At 69.8% G+C, this 20,666-nt stretch carries 17 protein-coding genes and 1 riboswitch; of the genes, 9 read left to right on the top strand and 8 right to left on the bottom strand.

Annotation, left to right across the window (positions count from 1 at the left end):
• Window positions 1-27: 27 nt before the first annotated feature.
• Together OHS59_RS26270 and OHS59_RS26265 are read left to right on the top strand one after the other, a co-directional pair.
• Window positions 28-1,959 carry a 2-oxoacid:acceptor oxidoreductase subunit alpha gene (locus tag OHS59_RS26270; protein WP_328495849.1) on the top strand — a complete coding sequence of 644 codons (1,932 nt, stop codon included), beginning with the start codon at window positions 28-30 and terminating at the stop codon, window positions 1,957-1,959.
• Window positions 1,952-3,046 (top strand): 2-oxoacid:ferredoxin oxidoreductase subunit beta, encoded by a 1,095-nt coding sequence (locus tag OHS59_RS26265; protein ID WP_328495848.1) that lies wholly within the window; start codon window positions 1,952-1,954, stop codon window positions 3,044-3,046. The genes OHS59_RS26270 and OHS59_RS26265 overlap by 8 nt, the downstream gene beginning before the upstream one ends.
• Window positions 3,047-3,204: 158 nt before the next feature.
• On the opposite strand, the gene OHS59_RS26260 is transcribed toward OHS59_RS26265, so the two are convergent.
• Window positions 3,205-3,597 carry a winged helix-turn-helix transcriptional regulator gene (locus tag OHS59_RS26260; RefSeq protein WP_328495847.1) on the bottom strand — a complete coding sequence of 131 codons (393 nt, stop codon included), beginning with the start codon at window positions 3,595-3,597 and terminating at the stop codon, window positions 3,205-3,207.
• A gap of 93 nt (window positions 3,598-3,690) precedes the next feature.
• Between OHS59_RS26260 and OHS59_RS26255 the strand changes: the two genes are divergently transcribed.
• On the top strand, window positions 3,691-4,545 hold the full coding sequence (locus OHS59_RS26255; protein WP_328495846.1) for an SDR family oxidoreductase: 855 nt from the start codon (window positions 3,691-3,693) through the stop codon (window positions 4,543-4,545).
• A 249-nt stretch (window positions 4,546-4,794) separates the two neighbouring features.
• Window positions 4,795-5,784, top strand: coding sequence for an EamA family transporter RarD (gene rarD / locus OHS59_RS26250; RefSeq protein WP_328499364.1), 990 nt, complete (start codon window positions 4,795-4,797; stop codon window positions 5,782-5,784).
• 71 nt (window positions 5,785-5,855) lie between these two features.
• Here rarD and OHS59_RS26245 read toward each other — a convergent pair whose 3' ends face one another.
• The gene (locus tag OHS59_RS26245) at window positions 5,856-7,082 is read right to left on the bottom strand and encodes a 4-hydroxybenzoate 3-monooxygenase (RefSeq protein ID WP_328495845.1); all 1,227 of its coding nucleotides are present in this window, start codon (window positions 7,080-7,082) and stop codon (window positions 5,856-5,858) included.
• Window positions 7,083-7,304: 222 nt separating this feature from the next.
• The gene (locus OHS59_RS26240; protein WP_328499363.1) at window positions 7,305-7,913 is read right to left on the bottom strand and encodes a CGNR zinc finger domain-containing protein; all 609 of its coding nucleotides are present in this window, start codon (window positions 7,911-7,913) and stop codon (window positions 7,305-7,307) included.
• Between the two features lie 37 nt (window positions 7,914-7,950).
• Between OHS59_RS26240 and OHS59_RS26235 the strand changes: the two genes are divergently transcribed.
• From OHS59_RS26235 to OHS59_RS26225, 3 genes are all read left to right on the top strand, one after another.
• The gene (locus tag OHS59_RS26235) at window positions 7,951-8,445 is read left to right on the top strand and encodes a VOC family protein (protein ID WP_328495844.1); all 495 of its coding nucleotides are present in this window, start codon (window positions 7,951-7,953) and stop codon (window positions 8,443-8,445) included.
• Window positions 8,446-8,632: 187 nt separating this feature from the next.
• A complete protein-coding gene (locus tag OHS59_RS26230) occupies window positions 8,633-9,574 on the top strand; it encodes a M28 family metallopeptidase (RefSeq protein WP_328495843.1) in 942 nt (313 codons plus the stop codon).
• Window positions 9,575-9,696: 122 nt separating this feature from the next.
• On the top strand, window positions 9,697-10,278 hold the full coding sequence (locus OHS59_RS26225; RefSeq protein WP_328495842.1) for a flavodoxin family protein: 582 nt from the start codon (window positions 9,697-9,699) through the stop codon (window positions 10,276-10,278).
• A 27-nt stretch (window positions 10,279-10,305) separates the two neighbouring features.
• Here OHS59_RS26225 and OHS59_RS26220 read toward each other — a convergent pair whose 3' ends face one another.
• The 5 genes from OHS59_RS26220 to OHS59_RS26200 all read right to left on the bottom strand — a co-directional run bounded on the left by OHS59_RS26220 (window position 10,306) and on the right by OHS59_RS26200 (window position 16,187).
• Window positions 10,306-11,244, bottom strand: coding sequence for an ABC transporter permease (locus OHS59_RS26220; protein ID WP_328495841.1), 939 nt, complete (start codon window positions 11,242-11,244; stop codon window positions 10,306-10,308).
• Window positions 11,231-12,334 carry an ABC transporter ATP-binding protein gene (locus OHS59_RS26215; protein WP_328495840.1) on the bottom strand — a complete coding sequence of 368 codons (1,104 nt, stop codon included), beginning with the start codon at window positions 12,332-12,334 and terminating at the stop codon, window positions 11,231-11,233. Before OHS59_RS26215 ends, OHS59_RS26220 begins: the two co-directional genes overlap by 14 nt.
• A gap of 61 nt (window positions 12,335-12,395) precedes the next feature.
• The gene (locus OHS59_RS26210; protein WP_328495839.1) at window positions 12,396-13,661 is read right to left on the bottom strand and encodes a LolA family protein; all 1,266 of its coding nucleotides are present in this window, start codon (window positions 13,659-13,661) and stop codon (window positions 12,396-12,398) included.
• 340 nt (window positions 13,662-14,001) lie between these two features.
• Window positions 14,002-15,027: a CHRD domain-containing protein gene (locus OHS59_RS26205; protein WP_328495838.1), complete on the bottom strand. Its 1,026-nt coding sequence runs from the start codon at window positions 15,025-15,027 to the stop codon at window positions 14,002-14,004.
• A gap of 149 nt (window positions 15,028-15,176) precedes the next feature.
• The gene (locus OHS59_RS26200; RefSeq protein WP_328495837.1) at window positions 15,177-16,187 is read right to left on the bottom strand and encodes a polyprenyl synthetase family protein; all 1,011 of its coding nucleotides are present in this window, start codon (window positions 16,185-16,187) and stop codon (window positions 15,177-15,179) included.
• Window positions 16,188-16,487: 300 nt separating this feature from the next.
• Between OHS59_RS26200 and OHS59_RS26195 the strand changes: the two genes are divergently transcribed.
• Both OHS59_RS26195 and OHS59_RS26190 read left to right on the top strand, forming a co-directional pair.
• Window positions 16,488-18,011 (top strand): peptide MFS transporter, encoded by a 1,524-nt coding sequence (locus tag OHS59_RS26195; RefSeq protein ID WP_443061502.1) that lies wholly within the window; start codon window positions 16,488-16,490, stop codon window positions 18,009-18,011.
• Window positions 18,012-18,021: 10 nt separating this feature from the next.
• Complete coding sequence (locus OHS59_RS26190; RefSeq protein ID WP_328495836.1) at window positions 18,022-20,016, top strand: CocE/NonD family hydrolase; 1,995 nt, start codon at window positions 18,022-18,024, stop codon at window positions 20,014-20,016.
• A gap of 483 nt (window positions 20,017-20,499) precedes the next feature.
• A riboswitch (cyclic di-AMP (ydaO/yuaA leader) is annotated at window positions 20,500-20,664 on the top strand.
• Window positions 20,665-20,666 lie beyond the last annotated feature (2 nt).

Below are 20,666 nucleotides of genomic sequence, written 5' to 3'. Positions count from 1 at the left end.
CAGCCGCCTCGAAGGAGGTTCACTTCAGTGACCAGTCAGGTCAGCAGTCCAGCTGAACAGGCCGACGGAACCGTCGTAGGAGAACAGCGCAAACCGGCGGGTGAGAAGGACGTACGCCGACTCGATCGAGTGATCATCCGGTTCGCGGGGGACTCGGGTGACGGGATGCAGCTCACCGGAGACCGCTTCACCTCCGAGACCGCGTCGTTCGGGAACGACCTTTCGACACTGCCGAACTTCCCAGCCGAGATCCGCGCGCCCGCAGGTACCCTGCCGGGCGTTTCGTCTTTCCAGCTGCATTTCGCCGACCACGACATCCTCACCCCGGGCGACGCGCCCAACGTACTGGTGGCGATGAATCCGGCCGCGCTCAAGGCGAACCTCGCCGACGTGCCGCGCGGCGCGGAGATCATCGTCAACACGGACGAGTTCACCAAACGGGCGATGTCCAAGGTCGGCTGGGCGGCCAGCCCGCTGGAGGACGGCACCCTCGACGGGTACAGCGTCCACCCCGTGCCCCTCACCACGCTCACCGTCGAGGCGCTCAAGGAGTTCGCCCTCACCCGCAAGGAGGCGGAGCGCAGCAAGAACATGTTCGCGCTGGGCCTGCTGAGCTGGATGTACCACCGGCCGACCGAGGGCACCGAGAAGTTCCTCACCACCAAGTTCGCCAAGAAGCCCGACATCGCGGCGGCCAACATCGCCGCGTTCCGCGCGGGCTGGAACTTCGGCGAGACCACCGAGGACTTCGCCGTCTCGTACGAGATCGCGCCCGCCACCCATGCCTTCCCGACGGGCACGTACCGGAACATCTCCGGGAACCTGGCGCTGTCGTACGGCCTGATCGCGGCGAGCCGCCAGGCGGACCTGCCGTTGTACCTGGGCTCGTATCCGATCACGCCGGCCTCCGACATCCTGCACGAGCTGAGCAGGCACAAGAACTTCGGTGTACGCACCTTTCAGGCCGAGGACGAGATCGCGGGCATCGGCGCGGCCCTGGGGGCGGCCTTCGGCGGGTCGCTCGCGGTGACCACGACCTCCGGACCCGGCGTGGCGCTCAAGAGCGAGACGATCGGGCTCGCCGTCTCCCTCGAACTGCCGCTGCTGGTCATCGACATCCAGCGCGGCGGCCCCTCGACCGGTCTGCCGACCAAGACCGAGCAGGCCGACCTGCTCCAGGCGATGTACGGGCGCAACGGCGAGGCCCCGGTCCCGATCGTGGCCCCCCGCACACCCGCCGACTGTTTCGACGCGGCCGTCGAGGCGGCCCGGATCGCGCTCACGTACCGCACGCCCGTGCTGCTGCTCTCCGACGGCTACCTGGCCAACGGTTCGGAGCCGTGGCGGATCCCCGAGACCGACGAACTACCCGATCTGCGCGTGCAGTTCGCCCAGGGTCCCAACCACACGCTGGACGACGGCACCGAGGTCTTCTGGCCCTACAAGCGCGACCCGAAGACCCTCGCCCGGCCGTGGGCGATCCCGGGCACGCCCGGCCTCGAACACCGGATCGGCGGCATCGAGAAGCAGGACGGCACGGGCAACATCTCGTACGACCCGGCCAACCACGACTTCATGGTGCGTACGCGGCAGGCGAAGATCGACGGCATCGACGTCCCCGACGTGGAGGTCGACGACCTCACCGGGAACGCGAACACCCTGGTGCTCGGCTGGGGTTCGACCTACGGACCGATCACCGCGGCGGTACGCCGGCTGCGCGCGGCCGGGGAGGACATCGCACAGGTCCACCTGCGGCACCTCAACCCCTTCCCGCGGAATCTCGGCACAGTGCTGAAGCGTTACGAGAAAGTGGTCATCCCCGAGATGAACCTCGGACAGCTGGCCACGCTGGTCCGGGCGAAGTACCTGGTGGACGCCCACTCGTACAACCAGGTGAACGGCATGCCGTTCAAGGCTGAGCAGCTCGCCACGGCTCTCAAGGAGGCCATCGATGGCTGAGACGACCACGGAAGGCTCGGGCACGATCGAGGCGCTCACTCTGGTGCCCAAAGCCGAGGCCAGGCAATCCATGAAGGACTTCAAGTCCGATCAGGAAGTGCGCTGGTGCCCCGGCTGCGGTGACTACGCGATCCTCGCCGCCGTACAGGGCTTCATGCCCGAACTCGGCCTGGCGAAGGAGAACATCGTCTTCGTCTCGGGCATCGGATGCTCCTCCCGCTTCCCGTACTACATGAACACGTACGGGATGCACTCCATCCACGGGCGCGCGCCGGCCATCGCCACCGGGCTCGCGTCCTCCCGCCAGGACCTGTCCGTATGGGTCGTCACCGGTGACGGGGACGCGCTGTCCATCGGCGGCAATCATCTGATCCACGCGCTGCGGCGGAACGTGAACCTGAAGATCCTGCTGTTCAACAACCGGATCTACGGGCTCACCAAGGGCCAGTACAGCCCGACCTCCGAGGTCGGGAAGATCACGAAGTCGACGCCGATGGGCTCGCTGGACGCGCCCTTCAACCCGGTGTCACTGGCGATCGGCGCGGAGGCGTCCTTCGTGGCGCGGACCGTGGACTCCGACCGCAAGCACCTCACCGAGGTCCTGCGGCAGGCCGCCGCCCATCCGGGCACGGCCCTCGTCGAGATCTACCAGAACTGCAACATCTTCAACGACGGCGCCTTCGAGGTCCTCAAGGACAGGCAGCAGGCGGAGGAGGCGGTGATCCGCCTGGAGCACGGGCGGCCGATCCGCTTCGGCGCCCCGCTGGAGGACGGTCTCGGTTCGAAGGGCGTCGTGCGCGACGCGGTGACCGGCGATCTGCGGGTCGTCACCGTCACGCCGGAGAACGAGCCGCTGGTCCTGGTCCACGACGCGCACTCCGCGTCGCCGACCACGGCGTTCGCGCTGTCGCGGCTCGCCGACCCGGACACGCTGCATCACACGCCGATCGGCGTTCTGCGGTCCGTCGACCGGGCGGTCTACGACACGCAGATGGCCGACCAGCTCGACTCCGCCATCGAGCAGAACGGCAAGGGGGACCTGTCCGCGCTGCTCACGGGTGGGGATGCCTGGACCGTCGTCGGCTGACCGCCCGTACGGGGCGCTCCGCCGCGAGGGTGGTGTTTCGTCTGCGGGTGCGTGGGGGCTGGGCGCGCAGTTTCCCGCGCCCCTTGAGGGCGCAGCCCCTTGAGGGCGCAGCCCCTTGAGGGCGGGCCCTCTCACGGGGCGAGGCCCGGTCGTGTGGGTTACGACCGGGCCTCGTCGTATGCCCGGCGGGCCTTCTCCACGTCGGCCATGCGGTTCTCGGTCCACAGGGACAGGGCCAGGACCTGCTCGGCGGCCTCGCGGCCCAGGTCGGTGAGGGAGTAGTCGACGCGCGGCGGTATGACCGGCTTGGCGTCCCGGTGCACGATCCCGTCGCGTTCCAGGGTCTGCAGGGTCTGGGTGAGCATCTTCTCGCTGACCCTGCCGATCGCCCGCCGCAGCTCACTGAAGCGGTACGAGCGCTCCCTGAGCCTGATCAGCACGAGGACACCCCAGCGGCTGGTGACGTGCTCCAGGACCAGGCGGTACGGGCACATCTCCTCGCCGACGACGTATCTGCCCATCGGACGCGCCGCCGATTCACTTACTGTCATATGGGTACCTTACTTCAAAGTGGGTACTTTCCAGAAGTTAGTGCAGCTCTTATGGTGAGTGACGTACCCACCTCACAAGGAGTTGTTTCCACCATGAGCATCGTCGTCACCGGAGCCACCGGACACCTCGGCAAGCACGTCATCGAGGGGCTGCTGGAGAAGGTCCCGGCCGACCGGATCACCGCCGTCGTCCGCAACGAGGAGAAGGCCGCGGGTTACGCGGCCCGCGGTGTGCGGATCGCGATCGCCGACTACAACGCCCCCGAGACCTTCGACGGCGTCTTCTCCGCGGGCGACCAGGTGCTGCTCGTCTCGGGCAACGAGTTCGACAAGGGCCGGGTCGCCCAGCACAAGGTCGTCCTCGACGCCGCCGAGGCCGCCGGCGTCGCGCTCTTCGCGTACACCAGCGCTCCCGGCAGCCTGAGCGCCGCGCTGGCCGACGACCACCGGGGCACCGAGGCCGCGATCCTGGAGTCCGGTGTGCCCTACGTCCTGCTGCGCAACGGCTGGTACAACGAGAACTACACCGAGAACCTGGCGCCGGTCCTCGAACACGGCGCCGTCGTCCAGGCAGCCGGCGAGGGCCGCCTCTCCACCGCCTCCCGCGCGGACTACGCGGCCGCCGCCGTGGCCGTGCTGACCGGCGAGGGCCACGAGAACAAGACGTACGAGCTGGGCGGCGACACCGCTTTCGACTTCGCCGAGTACGCCGCCGAGGTGTCGAAGGCCACCGGCAAGGAGATCGCGTACAGCCCCGTGCCCGCCGAGACGTACAAGGGCATCCTGACCGGCGCCGGGCTGCCCGCGCCGTTCGCCGAGATCCTGGCCGGCGTGGACGAGTCCATCGAGAAGGGCGAGCTGCTCGTCACCAGCGGTGACCTGTCCCGGCTGACCGGCCGCCCGACCACGCCGATCTCGGAGTCGATCGCGGCGGCGCTCAAGGGCTGAGCCCCGCCCCGCGACGGGCCCGGGACGCACACCCCCGTCTGTCATGACCGTATGGCGATACGGGCATGACGCGCGGGGGTCCTTGGCGCTACCTTCTTGGAGGCTGTGCGCGGCTCGGATGCCGCGTGGTCCGCAGCCGGGCGAGAAGAAGGAGAGGCCGTGCCGGTGGAGTCCAAGGGCGAGCAGCACACGGGTCCGGAGTCCACGGGTGCGCAGCGGCTCGGCCCCGAGTCCAAGGGCGAACAGCGGATCGGCCTGCTGAACGGCTTCGCGGCGTACGGCATGTGGGGGCTCGTCCCTCTCTTCTGGCCGTTCCTCGAACCCGCGAGCGCCGGAGAGATCCTCGCCCATCGCATGGTCTGGTCCCTGGGCTTCGTGCTGATCGCGCTCGTGGTGACGCGCCGCTGGTCCTGGGCCCTCCCGCTGCTGCGCCGGCCGCGCAAGCTGGGCCTGATCACCGTCGCGGCGGCCGTGATCACCGTCAACTGGGGCGTCTACATCTGGGCCGTGAACAGCGGCCATGTGGTGGAGGCGTCACTCGGTTACTTCATCAACCCGCTCGTCACCATAGCGATGGGCGTCCTGCTCCTGAAGGAACGGCTGCGTCCCGCGCAGTGGGCGGCGGTCGGCACCGGCTTCGCCGCCGTGCTCGTACTGGCCCTCGGGTACGGGCAGCCACCGTGGATCTCCCTGTGCCTCGCCTTCTCCTTCGCCACGTACGGGCTGGTGAAGAAGAAGCTGAACCTCGGCGGGCTGGAGTCGCTGGCCGCGGAGACCGCCATCCAGTTCCTGCCCGCGCTCGGTTATCTGGTGTGGCTGTCGGCCCGGGGCGACGCGACCTTCGGCAGCGAGGGCGCCGGGCATGCGGCGCTGCTGGCCGCGACCGGTGTGGTGACCGCCCTGCCGCTCGTGTGCTTCGGCGCGGCGGCGATCCGGGTGCCGCTGTCCACGCTGGGGCTGCTGCAGTATCTGGCGCCCGTGCTGCAGTTCCTGCTCGGCATCCTGTACTTCCACGAGGCGATGCCCCCCGAGCGGTGGGCCGGGTTCGCGCTGGTGTGGGCCGCGCTGTCGGTGCTGACCTGGGACGCGCTGCGGACGGCCCGCCGGTCGAGGACGGTTCTGCGGAACGCGGCGGTCGCCGCGGCCTCGGCGACCGCGGAGGCCGCCGTGGAGGCCACTGCCGAGGCGGCGGCCCAGGCCGCTGCCGACGAGCAGGAACAGGTGGGCCGGCCCCAGTAGCCGGTGCCGACAGCCGGTCCCAGTGGCCGATGTCGGCAGCCGGTCTCAGTGGCCGATGTCGGCAGCCGGTCTCAGTAGTCGGTGTCCTTACCGAGGAACAGTTCGGCGAATCCGGCCGCGGCCGCGGCCGAGCCGAGGGTCCGCCGCAGCCGCGCCCGCGCGATGCCCGCGCGGAACGGATCGCCGGACGAGGCCCCGTGGTACACCTCGGAGAGCCACTGCGAGAACTCCTGGTACTGCCACACCCGTCGCAGACACCTGTCCGAGTAGCCGCGCAGCCCGCTGTCGTCCCCCTCGCCGTAGTGGGCGACGAGCGCGTCGCCGAGCAGCAGCGAGTCGTGTATCGCGAGGTTCATGCCCTTCGCGCCGATCGGTGCGAGCAGGTGGGCCGAGTCCCCCACCAGGAAGAGCCGCCCGTACGCCATCGGCTCCACCACGTAGTTGTGCATGGCCAGGACCCGCTTCTCGATCAGCCTGCCCTCGGTGAGCGGCCGGGCCCCCTGCGCCGCGAGCCGTTCGTGCAGCTCGGCCCAGACGCGCTCGTGCGACCAGTTCTCCGGGTCGTCGCCCGGCGGGCATTCCAGGTAGTAACGGGTGACCTGAGGGCTGCGGGCCATGTGACCGGCGAACCCGCGCGGATGGATACCGAAGACGACGCAGTCGGAGGACGGGGGCGCCTCGGCGAGGAGGGCCAGCCAGCCGACGCCGAAGTCGTGCCGCGCGATCGTGACGTGCTCCGGCAGCATGTGGTCGCGGGTCACACCGCGCGCGCCGTCGCAGCCCGCGACGAAGTCGCAGTCGAGCCGCACGCGTTCACCCGTCTCCGGATCCGTGTACGCCACCGAGGGCCGGTCCGTGCCTATACCGGCCGGCTCGACGTCACGGACGCCGAAGCGGATGTCGCCGCCGCGGACGTCCGCGTACTCACGCACCAGGTCCGTCACCAGGAGCGGCTGCGGATAGACGTAGTGACGCTGACCCGACACGTCCGTGTACGGGAACCGGTGGCTCTCCCCCGCGAAACGAAACTCGCACTCGGTGTGCACCACGGTGTTCGCCAGGAGCCGGTCCGCCAGGCCCCGCCCCGCCAGCGCACGGACCGCCCACTCCTCCAGGAAGCCCGCGCGCGGACGCTGCTCGATGAACTGCCTGCTCTCGTTCTCCAGCACCACGCAGTCCACGGAGGCGGCCCGCAGGATGTTGGCCAGCGTGAGCCCGGCGGGGCCGGCGCCCACGATGGCTACGCGGGTTCGCTGTGGGGGAAAGGGAGTTGACGGGCCGTCGGCGTCTGCGGTCATACGAACAGTATGGCGAATTCGAGGGGGGTGTCCGAGGGAGTGCCTGAGGGAGTGCCTGAGGGACTTTCCTCGCCCCCGCCGCCCCTACCCGTCCCGTCACTGACTCGGGGGCCGGCCCCCGAACCCCCGCTCCTCAAACGCCGGAGAGGCTGAGATACCTAGGGGCGCGGGGAACTGCGCAATCCTTTGGGCCCGCCCCCACCGGCCCGCAGACGAACCCCCTCAACCGCCCCCTCGATCGCCCCCGTCACCCCTCCGCGCCCGATGCGCCCGAACCTTGTGCAGGTTCCCGCAGTGCTCCATCGCGCACCACCGCCGCCGTCCCGGCCGCGAGGTGTCGACGAAGAGCAGACGGCAGTCGTCCGCCCCGCACTCCCGGAACCGCTCCGCATACGGCCCGGTGAGCAACTCGACCGCCTCACGGGCCACGGTGGCCAGCAGCCGCGCCACCGTCGCCCCCGGCGCCCACCCCCGCGAACCGTCCGCCTCGATACGGACGGCGAGCGGCGCCCCGGCCGCGGCGGTGTTGACGGCGTCGAGTTCACGGGCTCCCAGAGGCCGGCCGTGCGCACGGTCGGCGACGACCTGGAACAGCACGTCACGCAGGGCTCGCGTTTCCGCCAACTCCCCCTCTGTGACCGCCAGTTCGAGGCCGTCCCGCAGACGGCTCCGCTCCACCCAGCGCAGCAGGTCAGCGGGCTCGTGGAGCGACTCGTGGCGTGCGAACTCCCCCGGCCCGCCCGTCGTCAGAAGCTCCGTGCACAGCGCCCCGGCGTCGAAGCGGTACCGCTTCCCGCCGTACGACACGAGGGTCAGTCCGGGCGGTTTCATTGCCTGCTCGCTCACGTAACCACTATAAGTGGTTACCATGACACAGGCTTCCGAACCCCGGTCCACGCCCGCACCCTCGCCCGCACCCCTGCACTGGAAACTCGTCGTCGACACGGCCGACCCGCACGCCCAGGCCAACTTCTGGGGCGCCGCCCTCAACTACCTGGTCGAAGACCACAGCCCGCTGATCGAGCGCCTGTTGAGCATCGGCGCCGCGCCTCCCGAGCTCGTCGTCGAGTCGCACGGCCGCCACGCGTGGCGGGACGCGACCGGCGTACGGCACCCGCAGGACCCGTACCAGGAGGAGACCGGGGTGGGGCTCGGGCGGCGGCTGCTGTTCCAGCGCGTACCGGAGCCGAAGACCGTGAAGAACCGGCTGCACATCGACCTGCACACCGAGAGCGGGCAGCGGGAGGCGGAGCTCGCGCGGCTGACCGGGCTCGGGGCGACGGTTGTCCGGGAGGTCAAGGAACCGTCAGGTCAGTGGGTGGTGATGGCGGACCCGGAGGGCAACGAGTTCTGCCTCCACTGACACATCCGCCCCACCCGCCCCGTGGCGCCCGCCGAAGCCAAGTCAGCGCAGGCACCCGACAGGCATCCGCTATGCGAACGCGGCTGACCGGATTGTGCTCTTGACGGAAGGTCAGCCTCAGCTTCACCATCAGGCACCCATTTCCGCAAGGAATCCAAGGAATCCAAAGGAATTCGGAGCCCCCCACATGAAGCTCTCCGTTCCCGGACGTGCCACGGGCGCCGCCGCCCTGGCGATCGCCGCGCTGCTCACGACGAGCGCGATAGCCGACGCCGCGCCCGCACGCGTGGCCGCCGCACCGGACATACCCCTGGCCAACGTCAAGGCCCACCTCACCCAGCTGCAGTCCATAGCCACCGCCAACGGCGGCAACCGCGCCCACGGCCGCGCCGGCTACAAGGCCTCCCTCGACTACGTGAAGGCCAAGCTGGACGCGGCCGGATTCACCACCTCCATCCAGCAGTTCACCTCCTCCGGGAGCACCGGCTACAACCTGATCGCCGACTGGCCCGGCGGCGACGCCAACCAGGTCGTCATGTCGGGCTCCCACCTCGACAGCGTCTCCGCGGGGGCCGGCATCAATGACAACGGCTCCGGTTCGGCGGCCGTCCTGGAGGCCGCGCTCGCCGTGTCGCGGGCGCAGTACCAGCCCACCAAGCATCTGCGGTTCGCCTGGTGGGGGGCCGAGGAGCTGGGCATGGTCGGCTCTCGCTACTACGTCAACAGCCTCAGCACCGCCAATCGCGCGAAGATCAGCGGCTATCTGAACTTCGACATGATCGGGTCGCCGAACCCCGGCTACTTCGTCTACGACGACGACCCGGCCATCGAGAAGACCTTCAAGGACTACTTCACCGGTCTCGGCGTCGCGACGGAGATCGAGACCGAGGGCGACGGCCGCTCGGACCACGCCTACTTCAAGAGCGCGGGCATCCCCGTCGGCGGCCTCTTCACGGGTGCCAGCACCCGCAAGACCGCGGCGCAGGTCACCAAGTGGGGCGGCACGGCGGGTGTGGCGTTCGACCGCTGCTACCACTCCTCGTGCGACACGACGACGAACATCAACGACACCGCCCTGAACCGCAACAGTGACGCGCTCGCGTACGCGGTGTGGGAGCTGTCGGAGTAACCCCTACCCCGCAACCCGGCTCGCTCAGGGGTGGCCGACGACTGCATGCACGTGCATATACTGCATACGCGTGTTAGTGCATGCGCGTGCAGTCGTCGGACGCCCTACATGACGGAGCCCTCATGAGCCGCCACTTCCTCTTCCTTCTGGGCAGCAGCCGCGCCAACGGCAATACGGAGCTGCTGGCCCGCAGGGCCGCCGAGCAGCTGCCCGCCGATGTCACCCAGCGCTGGATCGACCTGGCCGGGCATCCCCTGCCCGACTTCGAGGACCTGCGCCACGACAGTGACCACGTCCGGCCGTCCGGCGACAACACGGCGACGCTGCTCGACGCGACGCTCGCGGCGACGGACATCGTCATCGCCTCGCCGCTGTACTGGTACTCGGTGTCCGCGTCCACCAAGCGCTACCTCGACCACTGGTCGGGCTGGCTGCGCACCCCCGGCGTCGACTTCAAGAAGACGATGGCCGGGCGGACCCTGTGGGGTGTCACCGCCCTCGCCCACGAGGAGGAAGAGGTCGCCGGCCCCCTCGTCGGCACGCTCAACCACTCGGCCGCGTATCTGGGGATGCGCTTCGGCGGGGTCCTCCTCGGCAACGGCAGCAAGCCCGGCGACGTACTCGCCGACTCCGGCGCCCTGACCCGGGCCAAGACGTTCTTCGCCACGGAGCCCCCGCTCGCCCGCTTCCCCTACGAGAGCTGAGAGCCGGCCCCGAGGTCGGGCCCCGCCCTACGCGGTGATGTCCTTCGCCGTGAACCGCGCCCAGGCCGCCGTGCCGAACACCGCCGCGTACAGCGCCTGGAGTTCCAGGTTGCGGATGAGGTCGTCCCAGTAGACGGGATCGCGCATGAGGTCGGCGAAGGACAGCCAGTAGTGCGAGAAGATGTACGGCTGTATCGCGTGGAGCTGGGGTATCTGGTCGAGGATCTGCACGGTGATGAGCAGGCCGACGGTCGTCGCCATCGCCGCGATCCCGCTGTTCGTGAGGGTCGAGACGAACAGCCCCAGCGCCGCGATCCCGATCAGTGACGCGGCGACGACCAGTGCGATGAACAGGGCCCGGCCCAGTCCCTCGCCGAAGCTGATGCGGGTCCCCGAGATCGTCGTCAGCTCGCCCAGTGGGAACAGGAGCGCGCCCACGACGAGCGCCGAGGTCGCCACGACGAGGGTGGCGATGACACAGAAGGCCAGCGTGGTCGCGTACTTGGTGATCAGCAGGCGGGTCCGCCCCGCCGGTGCGACCAGCAGATAGCGCAGCGTCCCCGCGTTGGCCTCGCCCGCTATCGCGTCGCCCGCGACGACGCCGACCGCCATCGGCAGGAAGAACGGCAGCGTGGCGGCGAGCGCGGTGAACACCAGGAACAGTCCGTTGTTGGTGATCTGCGCGATGAACGCGGGCCCCTCTCCCCCGCCGCCCCCGGCGGACGACCCGTCGCTCGTCTCGATCTTGACCGCGATGCCGACCAGCACCGGGACCGCGGCGAGCACTGCGAGCAGGGCGAGCGTGCGCCAGCGGCGGAGGGTGGTGCTCAGCTCGTTGCGCAGCAGGCCGAGAGTCCACAGCGGGCTCGGCGTCCGCCCCGCGACGGCTCCTCCGGCGGCCGTCACCTCCGCCGGCTCGGTCCCCGCCTCCGTCTCCGACGGCTCCGCGATCTCAGCCCGCGACATCGAATCCCTCTCCCGTGAGCGCCACGAACGCGTCCTCCAGCGAGGCCCGCTCGATCCCGAAGCCACGGACGCGGACGCCGGCCGTCACCAGTGCCGCGTTCACCTCGGCGAGGTCGCGGTCCGGCGGGTCGGCGCTCACCCGGTGCTCGGCGACCACGACATCGCTCATGCCCTGTTCCTTGAGCACCCGGGCCGCGTCGCCCGGGTCGGGTGTGGTCACGACGAGCCGGCTGCGCGCGCCCGTCGCCAGCTCGGCCACCGGGCCCTGGCTGATCAGCCGGCCCTGCGCCATCACCGCGGCGTGCGTGCAGACCTGCTCGATCTCGTCGAGCAGATGCGAGGAGAGGAACACCGTCGTGCCGTCCGAGGCCAGCTCACGGACGAGGGCGCGGATCTCACGCATCCCCTGCGGGTCGAGTCCGTTGGTCGGCTCGTCCAGCACGAGCAGCTTCCGGGGCTGCAGCAGCGCCGCCGCGAGCCCGAGCCGCTGCTTCATCCCCAGCGAGTAGGCCTTCGCCTTCTTGCCCGCCGCGGCCGTCAGCCCCACCCGGTCGAGCGCGGTCGCCACGCGCGCACGCCGGGTACGCGGGTCGGCGGCCGGGTCGGCGGAGTCGTACCGCAGGAGATTGTCGCGGCCGGAGAGGAAGCCGTAGAGGGCCGGGCCCTCGATGAGCGCGCCCACGTGCGGCAGGACGGTACGCGTGGCGCGTGGCATGGGCCGGCCCAGGACGCGGGCCGCGCCGGAGGTCGGCTCGATCAGGCCCATCAGCATTCTGATGGTGGTCGTCTTCCCGGAGCCGTTCGGTCCGAGGAAGCCGAAGACGCTGCCCGCCGGGACGGCCAGGTCGAGACCGTCGACGGCGAGCTGTCCACCGCGGTAGCGCTTGGTGAGGGCGCGGGTGGCGATCACGGTGTCACCCGTGTCGCGTGCGTCCACGGTGTCGCCCGGGTCGCTCGCGGCCACGCGGTCGTCCGTGCCCGCGACGGCGCCCCGGTCCGCGGTCGCCTTCGCGTCCGCGGCCGGGCCGCCCGAACCCGCCGTGCCGCCCGAACCCTCCGTGCCCCCGTCCGCGGTGGACAGTTCCGCCATCGACTCCCTCACTTCGCCTCGCCCTCGACGGGGAACCCCGCTCGCAGGGGGCCGACGGGACCTAGTTCGCCGCGTTGGCCGCCTTCACCAGCGCGTCCTTGGTGACCGCACCCGCGTAGACCTTGCCGTCGTCCGTGATCAGCGCGTTGACCAGGCGGGTCGAGAAGACCGTGCCCGAGCCGAACTTGCCGCTCACGTGGTCGCCCAGCGAGTCCAGGAACCGGCCCGCGTCGCCGCCGCCGGCCCCCTCGGAGGGCAGGCCCTCGCCGCCGGTGTCGAACCGGGCGATGGAGCTCCAGCCCTCACCGATGACGTTCAGGCCCTGGAACTCCTTGCCCAGGTCCTCGCCGTCCCCGGGACGTCCCCTGTCTCCCTTGTCTCCCTTGTGCTCCTTGGCCGCCGGGCCGTCGGCCTTCAGCTCGTCGCCCTCGGTGACCTTCGCGCCCTTGGGCGGGCTGAAGTCGAAGGTGGACGCGGCCGGCTTGGCGAACTCGACCTCGGTGAAGCCCGCGTCGACGACGGCCGCGCCGCCGCTCGCCGGGGTGAGCGTGAACTTCAGCGGCAGACCGGTCTTCGCGTCCACGGCGATGGAGATCGCGCCGACCGTCGAACCGGACTGCTTCGGCTTGATCAGCAGCTTGTAGGCGTCCCGCCCGGCGACCTGCGCCGTACCGTCGACGGTCACGGACGTCGTGTCGTCCGATGCCTTCAGCGCCTCCTCGGCCAGCTCCTTGGGCGTGGCCGGCACGTCCTCGGACCTGTCCTTAGTCCCCTTCTCGCCCTTCCCGGCGGAGCCGGAGGAGGCGTCCTTCATGTGGTACGCCTCGTTCGACTTGCTGTCGTACGCCCACACCTCGTCGCCGTTGTGGATCACGCTGTACTCGGCGGCCTTGTCGAGGAGCGACAGCTTCTGCTTGCCCTCTCCGTCGGACGCGACCCGCAGTGTGTGCGTACCGGACGCCAGTTCCAGCAGCTTGGACGACGGGTCCGCGGACGAGCCCGAGCCGTCGCGTCCGCCGCCCGCGACACCGCCGAGGCTGCTCTCCAGGCCGCCGAGGTTCGGCAGGCCGAGGTCCGTGCTGATCTTCACCGTGCCGGACAGCTGCTGCACGTCCGAAGCGGCGATCTTCTCTATGAGCTGCTGGGCGGTGACGTCCGGCAGGTCGGGGTCGCCGGAGCCCGCGAACGCCGGGACCAGCCCGATGGTCGCCGCCGCCACCCCCACCACCGCCACGGGAACGACGTACCGCGTCGCTTTGCGCCGGCCGGCGCGCATGTCGTCGGCCTCGTCCCCGGTCGAGCTGTCGTCGGATTCGTACGGTGCCATGTGTGCCCTACCTCCGTCGTCGGCGGCGGCTTACCGTCCTCGCACTCGTCCACCCCTGGCCGCCATTGTCACCCGAACTCCTGTGAAGTGGTGTGTCCCATCTGACCAAACCGGCCGCCGGAAAGCGTCAGACCTCGGAGCCAACTCCGCGTACACCTGGGGTATGACATGGGTGGACGGCGCCTCTCCCGACCCGTAGGGGTCGAACAGGAGAGACGCCGTCCGTGTTGCACGCCCATGCGCGGTGAAACCCCTTCCGGACCGCGTGGAACGGTGTGGATCAGCAGGGGCCCACCGGTCGGCCGGAACCGAAGAGGATCTACCGGTTCACGAGAAGGATCTACCGGTTCACGAAGACGTAGTCCGCCCCGTACGGCACTCCCACGATCTTGCCCACCTTGCAGGAGCCGGCCGGAGCCACCCCGCCCACGGTGTTCAGGCGCAGGATCTCCGCGGTGCCCGCGAGCAGGCCCCGGTGCTTGCCGGACTGCGTGGCCCTGAGGTCCAGTTCGGGGATGTTCTTGTCGCCGTTCGGCGTCTTGGAGATCACCGCACCGGTCACCGCGCTGCGGTCGGCGGCGATCCACTGCGGAGTGCCCGAGTTGGGCTTCACGAACGAGTGGGCGATGGGGCCGCCCAGCAGGGCGCTCACATCACGCTGAGCGAAGGCCGTGGTGCCGTCGGCCGCCTTCTTGCACTCGTAGATCTGCTTGCCCTTGACGACCGAGGCCTGGAAGTTGTGCAGCGCCTGCCGGAAGTCGAAGTCGGTGGTGACCTTGTGGAGCTGCCCCCGGACGGCTCCGCCAGGGAACTCGGCGGTGTGCAGGTTGGCGTAGAAGCTGCCCGGGTCGGCCTTCAGCTTCCCGAGCAGGGTGGCGTCCTTCACCTTGACCGTGCCGGTGACCGTGCGGCCCCGGGCGTCGTCCAGCAGCTTGGTGAAGTCGACCTTGACGCCGCCGTTGACTCCCTTGGCGCCCTGGTGGATGTGGAGCATGACCGGCTTGCCGGTGCCCCGCCACTTGACCGCGACGGACACCTTGTCGCCCTTGACCCTGACGAATTCGAGGGCCGCGCCGTCCTTGTCGCCGACCGCGGGGCCGCCCTGCACCGGTACCTCGTTCGCGCCGTTCAGGCTGGCGGCGAGGATGGTGCCGCCCGTGCCGCCGGCGGCCGTGCCGCTCTGTACCTGGATGGACTGGTCGCCGTGCCCCGAGTGGTCCGCGCCCGTGCTCGAACTCGTGCCGGAGCCGCCGCTGTCGGCGACAGCGGGGATGACGGCGGCGGCGACACCTGCCGCGGCGGCCACCGCGACACCGGTCATGACGAGGCTCTTACGGCGCTGTGCGAACGTAACGATCGTCCCCATGATTCTTTTTCTCCCCGTAGTACCGCTGACGCCCCCTGCGCCAGCTTCTGTACTGGACTACGGAACAGATCTCAGACTGGACTCATTCCAAGTATGTGACCTGCATCACACACCAGAGGGGATCTTGAGGGCGAAAAGGGACGCGCGGGTCAGCCCGCCCGGTGCACCACCGCGTCGCACAGCTCCACCAGAGCCGCCTTCGCGTCGCACTCCGGGAGCGGTGCCAGCGTGGCGCGGGCGTCCTCCGCGTACCGCACGGTGTCGCGGCGGGCCTGGTCCAGCGCGGGGTGGACGCGCAGCCTGGCCAGCGCCTCCGCGTGCCGTGCGTCGTCCGTGAGGTCCGACGCGAGCAGCTCGGACAGGGCGATGTCCTCGGCGAGCCCCAGCCGCTCGACGCGCTCGTGCAGCCGCAGGACCGGCATCGTCGGAATGCCCTCGCGCAGATCGGTGCCCGGCGTCTTGCCGGACTCGCGCGAGTCGCTCGCGATGTCCAGCACGTCGTCGGCGAGCTGGAAGGCGACGCCGAGCCGCTCTCCGTACTGCGTCAGTACGTCGACGACCGTCTCGTCGGCGCCCGACATCATCGCGCCGAACCGTCCCGCCACGGCGATCAGCGAGCCGGTCTTGCCGCCGAGCACGTCCATGTAGTGGTCGACCGGGTCGCGTCCGTCGCGCGGTCCGGCCGTCTCCAGGATCTGGCCGGTGACCAGCCTCTCGAACGCCTCCGCCTGGACGCGGACGGCCTCGGGGCCCAGATCGGCCAGGATGTGCGAGGCCCGCGCGAAGAGGAAGTCGCCGGTGAGGACCGCGACCGAGTTGTCCCAGCGGCTGTTGGCGCTCGGCACTCCGCGGCGCACGTCCGCCTCGTCCATCACGTCGTCGTGGTACAGCGTGGCGAGGTGGGTCAGCTCGACGACGACCGCCGAGGGCACGATGCCCGGCGCGTACGGATCACCGAACTGGGCGGCGAGCATCACGAGCAGCGGCCGGAACCGCTTGCCGCCCGCACGCACGAGGTGCTGCGCGGCTTCCGTGATGAACGGGACCTCGCTCTTGGTGGCTTCGAGCAGTCCCTCCTCGACAGCCGCCAATCCGGCCTGGACATCGGCTTCGAGAGCCTGGTCCCGCACGCTCAGCCCGAACGGCCCGACGACGGTCACGAGGGTCTCCTGTCTGCTGACGCTCTCAACGGCGGTCTCTGGATGCTCTGGGTGTGCTGTGTGCTGCGGGTGTTTGTCGATGTGTCGCTGCTGGCACTCAAGTCAGCGTATCCGGTCGTCTTTCGATCACGATGAGCGCCCGCCCGTCACCCGCCACCGCCCTGCCGGACACGCTCCGCCTGATCCCATTTGCCCCTTCGACCAGGCCGGGCGGTATCGGACCATGGAAGGTATGTTCTTGATCTGCCGATATGCCTGATACCTCCTGAAAGAGGCTGGCTTTTCAGGAGGTGGTGAATCTTGTCCCGCAGCGCGATCGAAACCGGTTCCGCACCCGATCCGGAGCCCGGGGGCGAATCCCCCGGCCCCGCCGACGACCACGCCTTCTTCGGCCAGCCCAGGGGCCTGCTCACGCTCTCCGGGCTTGAGGTCTGGGAGCGCTTCTCGTTCCTGGGGATGCAGGCGATCCTCGTCCTGTACTTCGCGGACACGGTCGCCCACGGAGGCATGGGCATGTCCGCCGGAACGGCGGCTTCCGTGTCGGCCGCGTACGGAACGCTGGTCTACCTCGTCTCGGTGGCCGGCGGCTGGCTCGCCGACCGCGTCCTCGGCTCGTACCGGGCCGTCCTGTGGGGCGGGATCCTGATCGCCTGCGGCCACTACGCGATGGCGGTGCCGACCGCGGCGGCCACCTGGGCCGGCCTCGGCCTGATCAGCGCCGGCACGGGCCTGCTGAAGCCGAACGTCGCCACCATGGTCGGCAAGCTCTACCGCACCGACGACGACCGCCGCGACGCCGGTTTCGCGCTCTACTACATGGCCATCAACACGGGCGCCTTCGCGGGCCCGCTGATCACCGGCTGGCTGGGCGACCACCGGGGCTGGCACTGGGGCTTCTCCGCGGCGGCCGTCGGAATGACCCTCGGCCTGGTCCAGTACGTCGCGGGCCGCCGTCACCTGGCCGGGCGCAGACAGGCGGCCGAGTTCGCGCTGCCGCCCGCGGCCATGCGCCGCGCGGTCCGGCTGATCGTCCTGGGCCTCCTGGCGGTGGCGGTTCTCGCGGTCCTCCTGGCCCTCGCCGGGGTGCTGACCATGGACCGCTTCGTGGACCTGCTCACCCTGGTCTCGGTGATCGCGCCGGTCGTCTACTTCACGGTGATGTTCAGGAGTCCGAGGGTGACTGCCGAGGAACGGGGCCGGCTGCGCCCGTACATCGTCCTGTTCCTGGCGTCCACGGTCTTCAACTTCATCCTCTTCCAGGCGTACTCGACGATGATCCTGCTGGCCGCGTCGAACGCCGAGACGACGATCCTCGGCTTCGACTTCCCCGCCGGCTGGTACGCGTCCGCCCTGGGCGCCTTCGAGGTCGCGCTGGCCCCCGTGGTGGCCGCGCTGTGGGTGCGGATGGGGCACCGCCAGCCGCACGCCTCCAACAAGATCGCGTTCGGTGTGGTGCTCGGCGGGCTGTCGTTCCTGCTGATGGTGCTGCCGACCTCCGGCCACGACGGCGACGACCACCTGATGTCCGTGTGGTGGATCGTCGGCTCGTACTTCCTGCTGGGGCTCGGCGACATCCTCCTGGAGACCTCCGGCATGTCGGCCACCACGAAGCTCGCCCCCAAGGCCTTCGCCAGCCAGACGATGTCCCTCTGGTTCCTCTCCCTGGCCCTCGCCAACGGCATCCAGGCCCAGACCGTGAAGTTCTACGACGACGTGTCCAAGCCCGCCTACTTCGGCGTCAACGGCGCGATCGCCGTGGCCGCCGGTCTGCTCGTGATCGCCGCGGCGCCCTGGCTGCGCCGCACGATGCACCCCGTCCACTGAGGTGACACCCATGCGCATCCGTACGTCCTTCCCCTGCGAGACGTTTCACGAGGACATCCGCGTTCCCCTCACGGACGGAACCAAGCTCTACGCGCGCGTGTGGCGGCCCCTCTACGGCGAACCCGTGCCGGCCCTGCTCGAATACCTCCCGTACCGGCTGACCGACTGGACCGCTCCGCGCGACCGGCAGCGCCATCCCTGGTACGCGGGCCACGGCTACGCCTCCGTACGCGTGGACGTCCGCGGGCACGGCAACTCCGAGGGACTGCCGGGCGACGAGTACTCGGCGACGGAGCTGGCCGACGGGGTCGAGGTCGTCGAATGGCTCGCCGCACAGCCCTGGTGCTCCGGCAAGGTCGGCATGTTCGGCATCTCCTGGGGCGGCTTCAACTCCCTCCAGATCGCGTCCCTCGCGCCCGAGCCGCTCAAGGCGGTCGTCACGGTCTGCTCGTCGGACGACCGCTACGACAACGACGTGCACTACATGGGTGGTTCCGTACTCGCCGTCGACATGCACGCGTGGGCGGCGACCATGCTCGCGTTCGTGTCGCGCCCTCCCGATCCCGCGTACGCGGGCGAGTCATGGCGCGACCTGTGGGTGCAACGACTGGAGTCCGTCGATCCGTTCCTGCACACCTGGCTCGCCCACCAGACGAGGGACGAGCAGTGGCGCCGCGGCAGCGTGTGCGAGGACTACTCGGCGATCCACGCGGCCGTGCTCGCGGTCGGCGGCTGGCACGACCCGTACCGGGACACCGTGCTGCGGCTCGTGGAACACCTCCCGGCGGACCGCGTACGGGGCCTGATCGGGCCCTGGTCGCACCAGTACCCCGACCGGGGGCTGCCGCCGGGGCCGGCCATCGGCTTCCTCCAGGAGACGCTGCGCTGGTGGGACCACTGGCTGAAGGGCACCGACTCCGGCGTGATGTCCGAGCCGCTCCTGCGCTCCTACGTCAGCGACTCGCACCCTCCCGCGACGGTGTACCCGGCCCTGCCCGGCCGCTGGGTCGGCGACCGGGCCTGGCCCTCTCCCCTGGTCGCCCACGTGCCGTACGCGCTCCAGGGCGCCCCCGTGATCGTGCGCTCCCCTCAGCACACGGGGCTGGAAGCCGGCCGCTTCTTCCCCTTCGGCAACGAGGCGGACCTGCCGCCCGACCAGCGGGAGGAGGACGCGCGGTCGGTGTGCTTCGAGTTCGAGGTCCCGCAGGAGATCTGGGTACTGGGCCGCCCGCGCGTGCGCCTGAGACTCACCTCGCCGACGGAACGTGGACAAGTAGTGGCCCGGTTGTGCGACGTGGCCCCCGACGGCTCCTCGACGCTCGTCACCCGAGGCGCCCTGAACCTGACAGCCCGTCATGGCCGTGACCGGGTGGTTCCCTGGGAACCGGGCTCTACGGAGGAGGTGCTTTTCGAGCTGAACGGCATCGGCCACGCCTTCCCTCCCGGCCATCGCATCCGGCTCGCCGTCTCCTCCGCGTACTGGCCGTGGATCTGGCCCCAGCCGGGCTCGGAGGCGGGCTTCACCCTCACTCCGTCGGGGAGCGTCCTGGAACTCCCGCTCCGCGCGCAGGAGTCGGACCCCTCCATCGCCTTCGCGGAACCGGAGCAGTCGGCTCCGCTGGGTGTGAACTTCCCCGCCACGCTGGACGATCCGCGCCCCGAGCGCCTCGTGGTCCGCGATGTCGCCAAGGGTGAGTGGCGTCTCGAAGTGGATCCGCGATACGGCGGCACACGCGTCTATCCGGACGGGCTCGAATTCACCGAGGACGCGCTGGAGACGTACACGATCAATGAGTCCGATCCGTTGTCGGCGCGCGCCCGGTCCGACTGGTCCGTCCGGCTGCACCGACCGGAAATGCCCTGGGACGCGAGCGTCGAGTCGCATTCCGAAATCACCTGCGACGAGGCGGACTTCATCACCTCGAACGAAGTGATCTGCAAGGACGGTGACGAGGTGATCTTCCACCGCACCTGGGAGAAGCGGATTCCGCGTACGGCGGGATGAGTTCACGCGCTCCACGAACGACCGGCGCTCATTCACGGTGAGGCCCGCGCCCCCCGGTGAATTCCAGGAGTGCGGGCCTCACCTGTGCCCGAGCTGTGACCACCTGCGACGCCTGATCGTCCGGCGTCCACAGAAGATGGCGTATCACCTTTCTTACGGACATTATCCCCTCAATATGGGGCGTAAGTCGCCGTAACATCCCGAAGACATCCGACTTGCCCGAATTGGAGAACCGTTTCCTTAATCCCCCATCTGCGTCCGTGAATTGGGTCACGCCTGCCCGAAGTGATCGTTTTGTCGGTTCCGTCGACTTCCCTTCACGGAAAGCAAGTTGAACTTTGCCTTCCGTTTTGATCAAGGGATATCCGCCCGACAAGGCAGGCCATGGCCGCCGCTGCGCGAATTCAGGGCTTGTTCACTGCATGTGCTCTCGCATACGTTCACGTCACTCCGGACGGATCGCCTAATCCTGCCGCCGCCCGGAAAACCCAGCCACCCATTCACTCGCGTACGGCAGGAGCGGGGGACCCAGGTAAGCCGCCGGTCCGGATATCGGAACGGCTAGGGGTGAAGTCGCGCACACCACGCGACCGGGCATCTCCCGCCCGAACCCGACAGCTCACCTCGCAGGCGCCGGAGAGGAAATTCGC

This window comes from Streptomyces sp. NBC_00414 (assembly GCF_036038375.1).
In the GTDB taxonomy this organism is placed as follows: Bacteria; Actinomycetota; Actinomycetes; order Streptomycetales; family Streptomycetaceae; genus Streptomyces.
The sequence above is the reverse complement of the archived record's forward strand: the minus strand, read 5'-3'. Positions and strand labels throughout refer to the sequence as shown.